Origin of the sequence: Streptomyces sp. NPDC006309, from assembly GCF_040613095.1 — a bacterium.
Taxonomy (GTDB): Bacteria; Actinomycetota; Actinomycetes; order Streptomycetales; family Streptomycetaceae; genus Streptomyces.
Genome location: NZ_JBEXRO010000012.1, coordinates 13,855 through 27,716 on the forward strand (window position 1 = coordinate 13,855; position 13,862 = coordinate 27,716).

General features: G+C 73.7%; 14 protein-coding genes. 6 read left to right on the plus strand and 8 right to left on the minus strand.

What is annotated here, in order from left to right:
• Positions 1–377: 377 nt before the first annotated feature.
• The gene (locus ABZ117_RS17525) at positions 378–1,301 is read right to left on the minus strand and encodes a LysR family transcriptional regulator (protein ID WP_356821644.1); all 924 of its coding nucleotides are present in this window, start codon (positions 1,299–1,301) and stop codon (positions 378–380) included.
• 70 nt (positions 1,302–1,371) lie between these two features.
• Between ABZ117_RS17525 and ABZ117_RS17530 the strand changes: the two genes are divergently transcribed.
• A complete protein-coding gene (locus ABZ117_RS17530; protein ID WP_356821645.1) occupies positions 1,372–2,523 on the plus strand; it encodes a TDT family transporter in 1,152 nt (383 codons plus the stop codon).
• Here ABZ117_RS17530 and ABZ117_RS17535 read toward each other — a convergent pair.
• Both ABZ117_RS17535 and ABZ117_RS17540 read right to left on the minus strand, forming a co-directional pair.
• A complete protein-coding gene (locus tag ABZ117_RS17535; RefSeq protein WP_356821647.1) occupies positions 2,435–3,154 on the minus strand; it encodes a helical backbone metal receptor in 720 nt (239 codons plus the stop codon). The two genes, ABZ117_RS17530 and ABZ117_RS17535, sit on opposite strands and share 89 nt — an antisense overlap.
• The gene (locus ABZ117_RS17540; RefSeq protein WP_356821650.1) at positions 3,155–3,727 is read right to left on the minus strand and encodes a helix-turn-helix domain-containing protein; all 573 of its coding nucleotides are present in this window, start codon (positions 3,725–3,727) and stop codon (positions 3,155–3,157) included.
• A 351-nt stretch (positions 3,728–4,078) separates the two neighbouring features.
• Between ABZ117_RS17540 and ABZ117_RS17545 the strand changes: the two genes are divergently transcribed.
• A complete protein-coding gene (locus ABZ117_RS17545) occupies positions 4,079–5,005 on the plus strand; it encodes a 5'-3' exonuclease (protein ID WP_356821652.1) in 927 nt (308 codons plus the stop codon).
• Between the two features lie 116 nt (positions 5,006–5,121).
• Positions 5,122–5,967, plus strand: coding sequence for a siderophore-interacting protein (locus ABZ117_RS17550; RefSeq protein ID WP_356821653.1), 846 nt, complete (start codon positions 5,122–5,124; stop codon positions 5,965–5,967).
• A 36-nt stretch (positions 5,968–6,003) separates the two neighbouring features.
• On the opposite strand, the gene ABZ117_RS17555 is transcribed toward ABZ117_RS17550, so the two are convergent.
• On the minus strand, positions 6,004–6,591 hold the full coding sequence (locus ABZ117_RS17555) for a GNAT family N-acetyltransferase (RefSeq protein ID WP_356821654.1): 588 nt from the start codon (positions 6,589–6,591) through the stop codon (positions 6,004–6,006).
• A gap of 85 nt (positions 6,592–6,676) precedes the next feature.
• On the opposite strand from ABZ117_RS17555, the gene ABZ117_RS17560 reads away from it, so the two are divergent.
• Entirely contained in the window at positions 6,677–7,627 is a 951-nt protein-coding gene (locus ABZ117_RS17560) for a pseudouridine synthase (RefSeq protein WP_356821656.1), read from the plus strand.
• Positions 7,628–7,698: 71 nt separating this feature from the next.
• On the opposite strand, the gene ABZ117_RS17565 is transcribed toward ABZ117_RS17560, so the two are convergent.
• Positions 7,699–8,409 carry a DUF4232 domain-containing protein gene (locus tag ABZ117_RS17565; protein ID WP_356821658.1) on the minus strand — a complete coding sequence of 237 codons (711 nt, stop codon included), beginning with the start codon at positions 8,407–8,409 and terminating at the stop codon, positions 7,699–7,701.
• 316 nt (positions 8,410–8,725) lie between these two features.
• Positions 8,726–9,343: a helix-turn-helix domain-containing protein gene (locus ABZ117_RS17570; protein ID WP_356821660.1), complete on the minus strand. Its 618-nt coding sequence runs from the start codon at positions 9,341–9,343 to the stop codon at positions 8,726–8,728.
• A gap of 150 nt (positions 9,344–9,493) precedes the next feature.
• Between ABZ117_RS17570 and ABZ117_RS17575 the strand changes: the two genes are divergently transcribed.
• Complete coding sequence (locus ABZ117_RS17575; protein WP_356821662.1) at positions 9,494–10,456, plus strand: zinc-binding dehydrogenase; 963 nt, start codon at positions 9,494–9,496, stop codon at positions 10,454–10,456.
• Between the two features lie 286 nt (positions 10,457–10,742).
• On the opposite strand, the gene ABZ117_RS17580 is transcribed toward ABZ117_RS17575, so the two are convergent.
• Entirely contained in the window at positions 10,743–11,306 is a 564-nt protein-coding gene (locus ABZ117_RS17580) for a helix-turn-helix domain-containing protein (RefSeq protein ID WP_356821664.1), read from the minus strand.
• A 91-nt stretch (positions 11,307–11,397) separates the two neighbouring features.
• Here ABZ117_RS17580 and ABZ117_RS17585 point away from each other — a divergent pair, with 91 nt between their 5' ends.
• Positions 11,398–12,285 carry an NAD(P)H-binding protein gene (locus ABZ117_RS17585; RefSeq protein ID WP_356821666.1) on the plus strand — a complete coding sequence of 296 codons (888 nt, stop codon included), beginning with the start codon at positions 11,398–11,400 and terminating at the stop codon, positions 12,283–12,285.
• A gap of 69 nt (positions 12,286–12,354) precedes the next feature.
• On the opposite strand, the gene ABZ117_RS17590 is transcribed toward ABZ117_RS17585, so the two are convergent.
• The gene (locus ABZ117_RS17590; RefSeq protein WP_356821668.1) at positions 12,355–13,845 is read right to left on the minus strand and encodes a cytochrome P450; all 1,491 of its coding nucleotides are present in this window, start codon (positions 13,843–13,845) and stop codon (positions 12,355–12,357) included.
• Between the last annotated feature and the right edge of the window lie 17 nt (positions 13,846–13,862).

Genomic DNA, 13,862 nt, shown 5'->3' on the forward strand with positions numbered 1-13,862 from the left:
TGCGGGCCCGTCGTGGCCGTGCGGGCAGTTCCCCGCGCCCCTGACAGGGAGACAGGGCCGTCGGCCGTTCAGGTGCCGGGGCGTTTGCGGATGCGGGCCCGTCGCGACCGGGCGCGCAGCTCCCCGCGCCCCTGACAGGGGGACAGGGCCGTCGGCCGTTCAGATGCCGGAGCGTTTGCGGGTGCGGGCCCGTCGCGACCGGGCGCGCAGCTCCCCGCGCCCCTGACAGGGGGACAGGGCCGTCGGCCGTTCAGATGCCGGAGCGTTTGCGGGTGCGGGCCCGTCGCGACCGGGCGCGCAGCTCCCCGCGCCCCTGACAGGGGGACAGGGGCGTCGGGCTGTTGCCTGCGGGCCTTGGTGGGGTGCAGGGGCGTGGGTCAGGTTCTGGTCAGGGTGAGGAGGTCCCGGGCCGGGCCTGTGGGGCGGTGGCCTGTGGGCCATACCGCTCGTAGGGCTCGGCGCAGGGAGATGTCCTGGACCGGGATGCCGACCAGCCGTCGGGTCGCCAGCTCCTCCCCCACCGCCAGTTCGCTCAGGACCGAGGGGCCCGCGCCGCTGACCGCGGACGCCTTCACCGCCGTGGTCGACGACAGTTCGATCAGCGGACGGGCCAGGCCACCGAGCGCCGTGTCCAGGACCTGGCGGGTGCCGGAGCCGCGCTCGCGGAGGATGAGCGGGGTCGCGGCCAGTTCCGCCGCGGTCAGCGGGCGCCGGCGGCGGGCCCACGGGTGGCCGGGGGCGGTGACGACGATCAGGCGGTCGTGGGCGATCACCGCCGAGTCCAGGCCCGCCGGCGTCGTCAGGCCCTCCACGAAGCCCAGGTCGGCCTCGCCGGCCAGCAGCAGTTCCGCGACCTTGGCGGAGTTCCCGGCGAGCAGCGAGACGGCCGTGTCGGGCCGCTGGGCGCGCAGGGCGAGGAGCCACCCTGGCAGCAGGTACTCGGCGATGGTCATGCTCGCCGCGACCCGGAGGCGTGAGTCCCGGCGGTCCCGCAGCGCCTGCGCCCCCGCGTCGAAGGCCGCCGCGGCCTCGACCACCCGGCGGGCCCAGTCGGTCACCAGGGCGCCCGCGTCGGTGAGCCGGGAGCCACGCGGCGAGCGGTCGACCAGGGCCACCCCGAGCTGCCGCTCCATCGAACGGATCCGGCTGCTGGCGGCGGGCTGGGTGATGCCGACCTCGCGGGCCGCCGCTCCCAGACTGCCCAGCCGCGCCACGGCGAGCAGCAGCTCCAGCGCGCCCAGGTCCGGCACCCGGTGCGCCAGCGATTCGTTGCGTGTCTGCCGCCCCTCCACCTCACTCATAAGACCAGCTTATGCCCTCATAGGACGGAACTCCCTGGTCAGGGGCGGCCGGTGACGGCACCGTGGACGCATGGTCACCGCAGCCCAGCCCCTGCCCCGCGCCGCCCGGTTCCGGCACCTCGGCCCGAACTGGTACGCCTGCGTCATGGGCACCGCGATCGTCGGCTCGGCCGGTGTCGCGCTGTCCGGGCCCGCGCACGGCCCGCACGGTGTCTTCGCGGCCGTCTGGGCGCTGTCCCTGCTCCTGCTGGTGGCTCTGCTGGCCGCCCGGGCGCTGCACTGGTCCCGCCATGGCGACCAGGCCCGCGCCCACCTCCTGGACCCGGCGACGGCTTCCTTCTACGGCTGTCTGGCGATGGCCCTGCTGGCGGTGGGCGGCGGCGCCCTGACGGCCGGGCGGGAGCTGATCGGCACGCGCGCGGCGGTCGCCCTGGACACCGTGCTGTTCACCGCCGGTACGGTGACCGGGCTCGGGGCCGCCGTGGCCGTCCCGTACCTGATGGCCGTACGGCACCGCCCCGGGGCCGCCGAGGCGACGCCGGTGTGGCTGCTGCCGCTCGTCGCGCCCATGGTGTCGGCCGCGGCCGGCCCGCTGCTCGTGCCGCATCTGCCGCCGGGCCAGCCGCGCGAGACCCTGCTGCTGGGCTGCTTGGCGCTGTTCGGGCTGAGCCTGCTGGCCGTGCTGCTGACGCTGCCGCTGGTCTTCGCCCGGCTGATCGCCTCCGGGCCGCTGCCGCCCGCGCTCGCCCCGGCCCTGTTCCTGGTCCTGGGGCCGCTCGGGCAGTCCACCACGGCCGTGGCACTGGTCGCGGACGCCGCTCCGGGGGTCGTACCGGCCCCGTACGACCGTGGTCTCGCGGTCTTCGCCGTGCTGTACGGGGTGCCGGTCATGGGGTTCGCGCTGCTGTGGCTGGCGCTGTCGGCCGCGCTCGTGGTGCGGGCCCGGCGCGACGGCATGGGGTTCACGCTGACGTGGTGGGCGTTCACCTTCCCGGTGGGCACCTGCGTGACCGGTGCGGCGGCCCTCGCGCGCCACACCGGCCTCGCCGTGTACGACGTCCTGGCCACCGGCCTGTACGCCGTCCTGGTGGCGGGGTGGCTCGCGGCGGCCTGCGGCACCGTACGCGGCCTGCTCAGCGGCGAGCTGCTCGCAGGGCCGCGGCCAGCACCCGCGGCGCCCGTGCCAGCGAGGGCCCGTACCAGGTCAGGTGCCGTCCGCTGACCAGGGCGCAGGGCAGGCCGGGGAAGGCCTCCGGGCCGTCGTCGGCGGTGAAGCGGTGGGGCTCGTCGGGGAGGACGACGAGGTCCGGGTCCGCCGCGCGCAGCTCGTGCAGCGGGACGCGGGGGTACCGCTCGGAGTGGGCGGCGTACGCGTGGTCCACGCCCAGGCGGGCGAGGACGTCGCCGGCGAAGGTGTCCCGGCCGAGGACCGTCCAGGGGCGGCGCCAGACCGGTACGACCGCCGTCCTACGCTCCGCCGGCTCCGGCAGGGCCGCCCAGGCCGCCTCCGCCTCGGCCAGCCAGGCCGGCCGCCCGGACGCGCCGCACGCGGTGAGCACCCGGTCCAGCTCGGTGAGGGCCTGGGGCACGGTGCGCACCTCGGTGACCAGCACCGCCAGTCCCGCCGCGCGCAGGGCGGCGAGGTCGGGGGCGCGGTTCTCCTCCTCGTTGGCGATCACCAGGTCGGGGGCCAGGGAGACGATCCGGTCCACGTCCGGGTTCTTCGTACCGCCGATCCGGGCGACGTCCAGGTCCGCCGGACGGTCGCACCAGTCCGTGGCACCGGCCAGCACCCCGGGGAGCGTGACGGCGACAGCCTCCGTCAGCGACGGGACGAGCGAGACGACCCGCACCTAACGCGACCGGTCCTGGACGGCCTCGATGTGCTCGGCGACCGCCACCACGACGACCCGGGTGTCCGGGACCGTGGCCCGCCAGCGGTGCCGGACGCCGCCGGTCAGGTACAGGGTGTCGCCGCGTCCCAGGCGGTAGGCCCGGCCCTCGGCCTCGATCTCCACGGCGCCGTCGGCGACGTACATCAGCTCGTCGTTGCGGTGCTGGAACTCGCGGCCGGCGTCGTGATCGCCGGTGAACTCGGAGGCGTGCAGCTGGTGGTGGCCGCGCACCAGGGAGCGGGTCCGCGGGTCGAAGTCGCCCTCGGCGACCTGCTCGGCCCGGACCACGTCGACGCTGGCCGCCGGATCGGCCGCGGCGAGGAGTTCGACGGCCGTGGTGCGCAGGGCGTCGGCCAGCTTCTCCAGGGAGGTACGGCTCGGACGGGCCCGGTCGTTCTCGACCTGGCTGAGGAAGGGCACGGAAAGGCCGCTGCGCTCGGCCACGACGGCGAGGGTCAGTTCCAGCACGCGCCGGCGCCGCCGGACGGCCGCGCCCACCCGCACGGGCTGCTGCTCTTTGTGGTCGCCCATCGCTCCGGCTCCCTCCCTCATTCGTCGTGCCGCTGTCCGGGTGCCCGCCCAGGGGCACACCTCTCCCGATGACTTCTCTGCACCCTACGCATGTTCGGCGCACCGTTTCACGTGCGGTCACATCCCTGACATGCCCGTGCCCCTCCGACCTCACCTTTCGCGCCAGCATCCCAGGCACCGGGACCACCCGGAAATCCGGCCCCGGCGGCGCGGGAACACGCCGACCAGCCGGGCCACGCGCCCCCGCACGGACCGCCGCCCGTCACCTCGGGTGATTGTCCTGATTCTTTCCGTAAGGGGGAGCACCGCCGGAGCCGGGTCGCTGTCGGTGCCGTACGGCATGATGCGAACGTGACCGGACGACTCATGCTCCTCGACACCGCCTCGCTGTACTTCCGCGCCTACTTCGGCGTCCCGGACTCCGTGAAGGCGCCGGACGGCACACCCGTCAACGCCGTGCGCGGACTGCTGGACTTCATCGACCGGCTGGTCCGCGACCACCGGCCGGAGCGGCTCGTGGCCTGCATGGACGCCGACTGGCGGCCGCAGTGGCGGGTCGACCTCATCCCCACCTACAAGGCGCACCGGGTCGCCGCGGAGCGCGCGGACGCGCCGGACGAGGAGGAGGTGCCCGACACCCTCGCCCCACAGGTGCCGGTCATCGAGGACGTGCTGGACGCGATCGGGATCGCGCGCGTCGGGGTCGCCGGGTACGAGGCCGACGACGTGATCGGCACGTTCACCGCGCGCGCCGGTGAGCCGGTGGACATCGTCACGGGCGACCGGGATCTGTACCAGCTGGTGGACGACGGGCGCGGGATCCGGGTGCTGTACCCGCTGAAGGGCGTCGGCACGCTCCAGCTGACCGACGAGGCGGCGCTGCGCGAGAAGTATGGCGTCGACGGCCGGGGGTACGCGGATCTGGCGCTGCTGCGCGGCGACCCGAGCGACGGCCTGCCGGGCGTGGCCGGCATCGGCGAGAAGACGGCCGCCAAGCTGCTCGCCGAGTTCGGCGACCTGGCCGGGATCATGGCGGCGGTCGACGATCCCCGGGCGAGACTCACGCCGTCGCAGCGCAGGCGGCTCACCGAGGCCCGGCCGTATGTCGCGGTCGCGCCGAAGGTGGTGCGGGTGGCCGACGACGTGCCGCTGCCGGACGTCGACACCGCCCTGCCGCGCGCCCCGCGTGACCCGGCGGCCCTGGAGGACCTGGCGCGGCAGTGGGGTCTCGGCGGCTCCCTCCAGCGGCTGCTGGTCACACTGGCGGAGCGGCCTTGACGGGGACCTGACCGGAATATTCCGGCAAAGGGCCGTCATCGGGCCCCCGGGAACCGAGTGTTCACAGAAAGCGAGTGTTAACTTAGGTATACCTAACCAATATGCAGGAGGCCGTGATGGCAGAACGTCCCGGACGAAAGCCGCGCAAGCCCCATACCGCCCAGGTGGTGCGGACCGAACGACTGACCCCGCACATGCAGCGGGTGGTGCTCGGCGGCGAGGGCCTCGCCGGATTCCCCGCGGACACCTGCACCGACCACTATGTGAAGCTGCTGTTCGGCGCCCCCGGCGTGACCTACCCCGAGCCCTTCGACGTGGAACGGATCCGCGCCGAGTTCCCGCGCGAGCAGTGGCCGGTGACCCGGACGTACACCGTGCGCGCCTGGGACCCCGAGCAGCGGGAACTGACCCTCGACTTCGTGATCCACGGTGACGAGGGCCTGGCCGGGCCGTGGGCCGCCCGCGTGCGTCCCGGCGAGACCGTGCGCTTCATGGGCCCCGGTGGCGCCTACGCGCCCGACCCCGAGGCCGGCTGGCATCTGTTCGCCGGTGACGAGAGCGCCCTGCCCGCCATCGCCCGCGCCCTGGAGACACTGCCCGCCGGCACCCGTGCGCACGCCTTCGTCGAGGTCTCCGGACCCGAGGAGGAGCAGAAGATCGACACCGAGGTGCCGGTCGTCTGGCTGCACCGCGGGGACCGGCCGGTCGGCGAGGCCCTGCTGGAGGCCGTACGGGGACTCCGGTTCCCCGAGGGCCGGCCGCAGGCGTTCGTGCACGGGGAGGCGGGGTTCGTCAAGGAACTGCGCCGGCTGCTGCGCGTCGAACGGGAGCTCCCGCGCGAGGATCTGTCGATCTCCGGTTACTGGCGCCTCGGCCACAATGAGGACGGCTGGCAGGCCTCCAAGCGGGAGTGGAACGCCCGCATCGAGGCCGAGCAGGAGGGCGCGGCGACGGCGGCCTGAGCGAGACGGGCAGGCGCGGCCGGGCCGCCGGTCCCGTCAGGCGCCGTCGCCCCGCACGCGTGCGTGCAGGTGCATGTCGTGCCAGCCGTCCGGGTGCAGCAGGGCGCTGCGCTTGGTGCCCTCCACGGTGAAGCCGGCCTTGACGGCGACGCGGCAGGACGCCTCGTTGGCGAGGGCGTGGGACAGCTCCAGGCGGTGGAAGCCGATCTCCTCGAAGGCCCAGTGGGCCAGCGCGGATGTGGCACGCGGGGCGATGCCCCGGCCGCGGGCCCCCGCCACCGTCCAGTACGCGACCTCGGCGACGCCGTCCCCGAGCAGGATCTGGCGCAGCGCGACCCGGCCCAGCAGCTCGTCCGTGATCTCGTCCGCGACGGCCCACTGGGCGTCCTGCTCGGCCTCCCACCCCTTGCGCCACCGCGTGATCCAGTCGGCGGCCTCCTCGGCCGAGCCGCAGGACCTGAGGTGCCACTGGTGCATCAGCGGATCCTGGAAGGCCGCGTGCACGGCGGGCGCGTCCCCGGCCCGCCACGGGCGCAGGACCAGGCCGTCACCGGCCGCGAGAACGGGCTGGGGGATGCGGGAGAGAGCCCCGGGGAACAGGACCGGGCTGCTGAGGAACGGCATGATCCCCATCCTGCCGAGCCGGTGGCCGGTGGCCCACTCATTTACGGCCGCCGCCCGGGTGACCGCCCCCCGTACCCTTGACCCGGTGAGACGCCGTACGCCGCCCCCGCCCGCCCCGCTCCCCCAGCGCCACGGTGTCGACCCCGTACGGGTGCGGCTGCCCGTGGACGGGACGTGGGCGACCGTACGGGAGCACCTGGTGGAGCGGCTGACCGGCGCCGCGCCCGGAGCCGTCGCGTCGATGTTCGACGCGGGGCTGGTGGTCGGCGCCGACGGACGGCCCGTGTCCCCCGAGGCGCCGTACCGGCCGGGGATGTTCGTATGGTTCCACCGCGAGCTGCCCGCGGAGGTGCCGGTGCCGTTCCCGGTGGAGGTGGTCCACCGGGACGAGCACATCGTGGTGGCCGACAAGCCGCACTTCCTGGCCACGACCCCGCGCGGCTCGCATGTCGCCGAGACCGCGCTGGCCCGGCTCCGGCGCGAGCTGGACCTCCCGGAGCTGACGGCGGCGCACCGCCTGGACCGGCTCACCGCGGGGCTGGTGCTGTTCACCGTGCGGCCCGCGGAGCGGGGCGCCTACCAGACGCTGTTCCGGGACCGGCTGGTCCGCAAGGAGTACGAGGCGGTCGCGCGGTACGATCCCGCGCTCGTCCTGCCCCGCACCGTGCGCAGCAGGATCGTGAAGGAGCGCGGGGTGCCGGCCGCCCGGGAGGTGGCGGGCGAACCGAACGCCGAGACGCGGGTGGAGCTCGTCGGCCACCGAGGCGGACTGGCCCGCTACCGGCTCCTCCCGGCGACCGGGCAGACCCACCAGCTGCGGGTGCATCTGAGCGCCCTGGGCGTGCCCGTCCTCGGCGATCCGCTCTACCCCGAGGTGACCGGCCCCGTACCGGCCGGCGACTTCCGCCGCCCGCTCCAGCTGCTCGCCCGCAGACTGGAGTTCACCGACCCGGTCACCGGCACGGAGCACACGTTCGTCACCGGACGCGCACTGCGGGCCTGGACGTCGTACGAAGCGTGGACCGCCGGGGACTAGGCTCCGTCCGGCCATGCCTCACCCCCGCGGCCGCGGCGCCGGATGCGGACGGAGACCTGGCCGACCGTCCGTCAGAAGTCGTACGGCTTCTCGGTGTTCCAGTTCAGGACGTCGGCCTCGTTCCAGCTGAACTGCGGCTTCTGGCCCTTGACGCCGACGGAGTAGAAGGGGCCGTTGTGACCGTCCGGGCCGCGCAGCGCGATGGCGAACGACCGTGCCGTGTGGTGCTTCGAGCCGTAGTCGAAGAGGTTCACCGCGCTGTATGCCTTGCCTCCGGGCCGGAGCGTGATGTGCTTGTCGCCGCCCGGGTTGTTCTTCTTCGAGTGCGGCAGTGCGACGTTGTCGACGTTCCAGTCGAGCACCACGGCCGGGTACGAGGTGACCCAGCATGGCTTGGTGCCCTCGTTCACCGCGGTCACCAGCAGATGGTCGCCCTGCTGACCGGCGAACCGGTGCACCGCGGTGACCAGCATCTCGTCTCCGCGGCACTGCTGGGCGCCGGCCGTTGTGACCTTGCTCGCGACCTGGTCCGTCCGGCCGGAGAGGGTCGTCGAGCGCGCCCCTTCCCTGGAGTCACCACCGCTGCCGGCCTGCTCCGCGCCGCCCTTTCGGTTCCCGTCGGTCGAGGACCGGCTCTGCGCGGCGCCGGCGGTGTGGTGGCCGCCCGCCGCCTTCGAGCCCTCATCGGCGCTGCCGCAGGCGGTCAGGCCCAGCGCCAGCGCGGCGGTGACGGCGGCCAGGGCGGTGGAACGGGCGGTACGGCGGGCACGGTGCGTGGTCATGATGGAAGCTCCCCCATGGTCTGCCAGGACACGGCACCTCCCCTGCTCCCGCAGGGCGTCCGGCCGCATCGGCTGTTTCGCTGCACCCCAAGAGATGACGCCGGGGCGGGGGCCGTTCGCTCTGGTCTGTCCGCATCCGGTAACAACGCGACCGGGCGCCGCGGCGCCGGTGTTCATCCGCGCCGTCCGGAGCCGACAGCGACACAACGGGCCCTTCCCGTCCTGGCTGCGGCAGGGATCCGGCAAGGCTGTCGGTCTGCCTGCATGGGCGGACCTCCGGGTGACGGATTCATGGCGTGCTGCGCGAGTACGCGAGCTACAGGCGTGGCGCCGGCGGCAGCGGCGCAGGCGCCCCGGTCTCCGGTGCGGCGCGGAACGCCTCGATCACGTAGGCGGCGAAGCGGCGGGAGGCCGTGGCCCGGGCGGCACGCGGCGTGTCCTGGAGGCCCTGGTGGGCCTTGAGCATGAGGATCAGGTCGTCGACGACGAAGCCGGGGCGCAGCCGGCCGGTCTCCTGGGCGCGGCGGGCCAGTTCGCCGACCGCGCGCAGAGTCTGCTCCCGGTCAGCGGCGAAGTCCATGGCCTCGGGGAAGGCCGCCATGAAGGCGTCGGCGAACCCCCGGCTGTCCGCGTGGAGTTCGCAGATCCGCTCGATCAGGCTACGGAATCCGTGCCACGGGTCCGAGTCCGTGAGGGCGTCACGGACGGCCGTACGGCAGGCTCGCCGCTGCTCGGCGAAGGTCTGCGCGATCAGTGCCTGCTTGGTCGGGAAGTGCCGGTACAGCGTGGCGGGGCCGACGCCCGCATGCCGTGCGACCTCGCGCATGGGCGCGCTCAAACCCTCCTCGCCGAACACCGCGCGGGCGGCGTCCAGGATGCGGGCCCGGTTGTCGCGGGCGTCGGAGCGCACAGTCCGAGGCAAATGGCCGGCCATCGTTCTCACTTTAGCCGGGCGGACGGGGCCGCTCGTTACGGTCCGATGGCGGTGCTGCCGTCCCGTCCCGGTACTTCGCCGGTGATGCCCCGGCTGCACGGGCCGGCTCGGCAACCACGGCCGCAGCAACCACCGACCCGAGGAGCAGAGATGAAAGCCGTCGTGATCAGGACGTTCGGGGACCCCGATGGCCTGGAGGTCGTCGATGTGCCCGTGCCCGTTCCTGCCCCGGGGCAGGTGCGGATCGCCACGGAGGCGATCGGGGCGGGCGGCGTGGACGCGGTGATCCGCCGGGGAACGCTTGCCGCCCACGGCTTCCGGGAGGGCCATCTCCTCGGCAGCGAGGTCGCGGGAAGGGTCACCGCGGTGGGAGAGGGCGTGGACGCCTCGTGGATCGGACGGCGGGTGTGGGCGTTCACCGGCCTGTCCGGTGGGTATGCCGAGCAGGCCGTCGCCGCGGTCGAGGACGTCCTCGCGCTGCCCGACGGACTGACCGGCGCCGACGCGGTGACTCTCGGCGGCTCCGGCGTGGTCGCCGCTTTCGCCCTGGACCGGGCCCGTCTCACGCCCGGTGAGACGGTGCTCGTGCGCGGTGCGGCGGGCAGCATCGGGATCACGGCGGTCCAGCTCGCGGCCAGGGACGGCGCCAGCGCGGTGGCGGTCACCGCCTCGTCGGTGGCGCGTGGCGCCCGCCTGCGAGACCTGGGCGCGACCCATGTCCTCGACCGCTCCGGCGAGGGCGGCCCGGACGCACCGGCGGGCTTCGACGTGGTGATCGATGTCGTGGGGGGACCCCGGCTTCCTCTATTCCTGAACAAGTTGAACTCCAACGGACGGTATGTGGCCGTCGGTGTGGTGGGCGGCCAGCCGCCGGCTGACTTCGGCATGCGGCTGATGGACGCCTTCCGCAGGTCGTTGTCGTTCGCCACTTTCAGCTCCGACACCGTGCCCGGCCCCGACCGGCAGGCCGTACGGTCGTCCCAGTTCGCCGATGCCGCGCACGGGTCCCTGCGCACGGTCGTGCACGAGGTGCTGCCTCTGGACCAGGCGGTGCTGGCCCACCGCGCGATGGACGCGGGGGAGGTATTCGGCAGGGTCGTGCTGGCGCCCTGAGCCGGGCGAAGGAAGCGTTCACGGCCCGGGGACGACATGGCGCCCGCTCAGGTCGGCGGCCGATGCCGGCGCCGGGAGCCGTCAGGTCTTCGGAATCCCGATGGCCTGCTCACCGAGGGCGCGGACCTCGGCACGGGAGACGTTCACGGCCTGCCGGCCTGCCTGGAACTCGTCCCGGCGGCCGCGGCAGGGGGCCCGGACGGTGCCGTCGGACAGCCGTGGGGACGCGCTGGTGTCCCGTCATGCCGGCGGGGTGCATCCGTGCCCTGCCGCCGCGGGCATCGGATCAACGTCCGCGGTGGCGGATGCCCTCGAGGAAGAGGGCGACATGCCTGCGCCAGTCAGCGGTGCCGGTCATGTTGGCCATGGCTCCGCGCGTGATGAGGACGAAGTCGTGGGCGCGGAAGTCCTCACGGAGGTGGCCGGCCTTGACGGCGCGCTGCACGATGCGTTCGGTGATGTCCGAGAAGTCGGTTTTCTCGGCGGCGATGTCGCTCCAGCGTGGCTCTGCCGAGCCGAGGAGTGCGAACCGGAAGGACGCGTCGGCCTGCGCTGACTCCAGGTAGCCGTAGAGCAGCGTCTCGAACGCGGTCCAGGCGTCCTCGGTCGCCTCGGCGGCGCGGGCGATTGTCGTCATCGCCTCGAATCGGCGCCCGATGATCGCCGCGAGTAGCGCCTGCTTGTCGGCGAAGTGCCGGTAGAGGGTGCCGACGCCCAGGCCGGCGTGCTCGGCGATCTCGTCCATCTGCACGGCGTCGCCTCGCTGAGCGAAGAGTTGGCCGGCGGCGTCGAGGACGGACTCGCGGTTGCGCCGGGCGTCGGCGCGCAGTGGGCGTTCGGGAGCGGTCATGGTCGATCCACTGTAGTTGACGTTGCGCGGAAGCCGCCCTAATATCCGGAACCGGAGTTCATGTTCCGATTGGAAGGACGTCCGATGATCGTTGTCACCACACCGACAGGACAGATCGGCAGACCAGCTGGTCCGCCGGTTACTGGACCAGGGCGAGAAGATCCGGGTCATCGTCCGGGACGCCTCGCGCCTGGACGAGTCGGTCCGCGAACAGGCCGAGACCGTCAGCGGCTCCCACGACGATCCGGCGGTGCTCGACCAGGCACTGCCCGGCGCCAAGGCACTGTTCTGGCTCGTCCCGCCGAACCCGCGAGCATCGAGCGCCGAGGCGCACTATGTCCATTTCGCCCGGGCAGGCGCCGCGGCCATCGCCCGCCACGATGTCGGCCACGTGGTCGGGGTCTCCAGCGCGGGGCACGGCTGGCCCACCCCGGCCGGTGTCCTCTCGGCGGCCTTCGCGATGGACGCCGAACTCCGCACGTCCGGTGCGGCGTACCGGGCCCTGTCCATGCCCTTCTACATGGAGAATCTCCTGTGGCAGCTCGACGCCATCCAGGAGCAAGGCGTGTTCTGCCTGACCTGTACGGCGGACCTGCCACTGGCGTCGATCGCGACCCAGGACATCGCCGGCACCGCCGCCGGTCTCCTCACCGATCCGTCCTGGACCGGCCAGGAGAATCTCCCCGTGTTCGGCCCCGACCGCCTGAGCCCCGACGGCATGGCCGAGGTGATCAGCCAGGAACTCGGACGTCCGGTCACCTACCGCCGCATGAGCATCCACGACCACGCATCGCTGCTCCGCTCCCAGGGCGCCGGCGACCAGACGGTCAGGGACCTGACCGAGGCGTTCGCCGCACAGGACCACGGCATCTACGACGCGGACTGGGCGACTGCCGAGCCGACGGCCACGGACTTCCGGACGTGGTGCAGGGAAGTACTCAAACCCGCCGCAGACGCCCGGGCATCCCGACACGAGTGAGGATGCGGTCGCAGCCGGGGGCCGTCCCGGGCCGGGGAGGGCGGGCCCGCCCCGGGAGAGGCCGGTGTGTCACTCGCCGCGCCACCAGAGCAGCAGGCGGCGCCAGACGCCCGGGGCGCCGGACGGTTCCGCGGGCGCGGGGACCGGGGCCGGGATCCGGGGCGGGCCGGGGGGCGCCGTCCGGGGTGCGGTGGCCCGGGCCGGGTCGCTGCTCAGGGTGCCGACCTGCCAGGGGGAGCGCTGCGGCGGGACGGCCACCGGCCGGGGCGGCATCTCCACATCCTGCTGCGGCTTGGGTTCGAACCGCACCGGCAGGGCCACCAGATGCCGCGAGGCGATGGACGAACGCCAGCGCAGCTCCTCCTCCGCGCAGTCCAGCTGGATGTCGGACAGCCGCGTCAGCAGCGCGTCGACGCCGACGTCGGCGATGGCGCGGCCGATGTCCTGGCCGGGGCACTCGTGCGGTCCGCCGCCGAAGGCGAGGTGGGACCGGTTGCCCTGCATGCCGGCGGACAGGTCCGGGCGGATCCGCGGGTCGAGGTTGCCCGGCGCGGGAGCGAACAGCAGCCCGTCGCCCTTGCGGATGCGCCGGCCCCCCAGCTCGGTGTCCTGCTTGGCGTAGTAGGCGAAGACGGTGCTGAACGGCGGCTCGTCCCACAGTGACTGCTCGATCGCCTCCGGCACCGTCATCTGGCCGCCGTTGAGCTGCGCGCGGAAGCCCGGCTCGGTCAGGACCATGCGCAGCGCGTTGGCGAGGAGGTTCGCCGTGGCCTCGTAGGCCGCGAAGAGCACGAGCCGCAGGTGTTCGCGGACCTCGTCGTCGGTGAGTCCGGCCGGGTGGGCGATGAGGTGACTGGTGAAGTCGTCCTCGGGCAGGGCACGGCGCCGGGTGGTGAGCCGGCTGAGCGCGCTCATGACGTACCCATGGCTCTGGATGGCGGTCTCGGTGCCCTTGAGGGCGTCCCGCGCGGCCTGCACCATCCGGTCGTCGTACTCCTCGGGCATGCCGAGGATCTCGCACATGACGGCCATCGGCAGATGCTCGGCGAACTGGGAGACCAGGTCGGCCCGGCCACGCTCGCAGAAACCGTTGACGAGGGCCTGGGTGTGACGGCCGATGTGGCGGCGGACGCTGCGGTGGTCGATGGTGGCCATGGCCGCGGTGACCGCCGCGCGCAGCCGCTGGTGCTCGTCCCCCTCGGCGTGGGAGCAGATGGGCTGCCAGGCGATGTGCGGCATGAGGGGGTGATCGGGCTTGACCGTGCCCTCCAGCAGCGGGGTCCAGACGCGGCTGTCCCGGGTGTACTGCGAGGGGCTGCGCACCAGTTGCAGGTTCTCGGCGTGCCCGAGCACCACCCACATCGGTACGTCGTCGGGGAGCAGCACGGGGGCCACCGGGCCGTGCTGCTCGCGCAGGCGCTCGTAGAGGCTGCCGAGGTCCTCGGCGTCGGGGCCGTAGAGCCGGTGCAGCCCGCCGGGGCCGAGGCCGTGCGCCGGGCAGCCCGGCGGCGGGCCGGACGCGGGGTCAGTGCCGGTCAGGGACGGGGATTCAGACGTCACGGTGTCGCTCCGGAACG

What these genes read in the sequence shown, in the direction of transcription:
- ABZ117_RS17565 (WP_356821658.1), bottom strand. Translation starts at nt 8,409, where the DNA reads ATGACCACGCACCGTGCCCGCCGTACCGCCCGTTCCACCGCCCTGGCC.
- ABZ117_RS17580 (WP_356821664.1), bottom strand. Translation starts at nt 11,306, where the DNA reads ATGACCGCTCCCGAACGCCCACTGCGCGCCGACGCCCGGCGCAACCGC.
- ABZ117_RS17530 (WP_356821645.1), top strand. Translation starts at nt 1,372, where the DNA reads ATGGTCACCGCAGCCCAGCCCCTGCCCCGCGCCGCCCGGTTCCGGCAC.
- ABZ117_RS17550 (WP_356821653.1), top strand. Translation starts at nt 5,122, where the DNA reads ATGGCAGAACGTCCCGGACGAAAGCCGCGCAAGCCCCATACCGCCCAG.
- ABZ117_RS17570 (WP_356821660.1), bottom strand. Translation starts at nt 9,343, where the DNA reads ATGGCCGGCCATTTGCCTCGGACTGTGCGCTCCGACGCCCGCGACAAC.
- ABZ117_RS17540 (WP_356821650.1), bottom strand. Translation starts at nt 3,727, where the DNA reads ATGGGCGACCACAAAGAGCAGCAGCCCGTGCGGGTGGGCGCGGCCGTC.
- ABZ117_RS17575 (WP_356821662.1), top strand. Translation starts at nt 9,494, where the DNA reads ATGAAAGCCGTCGTGATCAGGACGTTCGGGGACCCCGATGGCCTGGAG.
- ABZ117_RS17525 (WP_356821644.1), bottom strand. Translation starts at nt 1,301, where the DNA reads ATGAGTGAGGTGGAGGGGCGGCAGACACGCAACGAATCGCTGGCGCAC.
- ABZ117_RS17555 (WP_356821654.1), bottom strand. Translation starts at nt 6,591, where the DNA reads ATGCCGTTCCTCAGCAGCCCGGTCCTGTTCCCCGGGGCTCTCTCCCGC.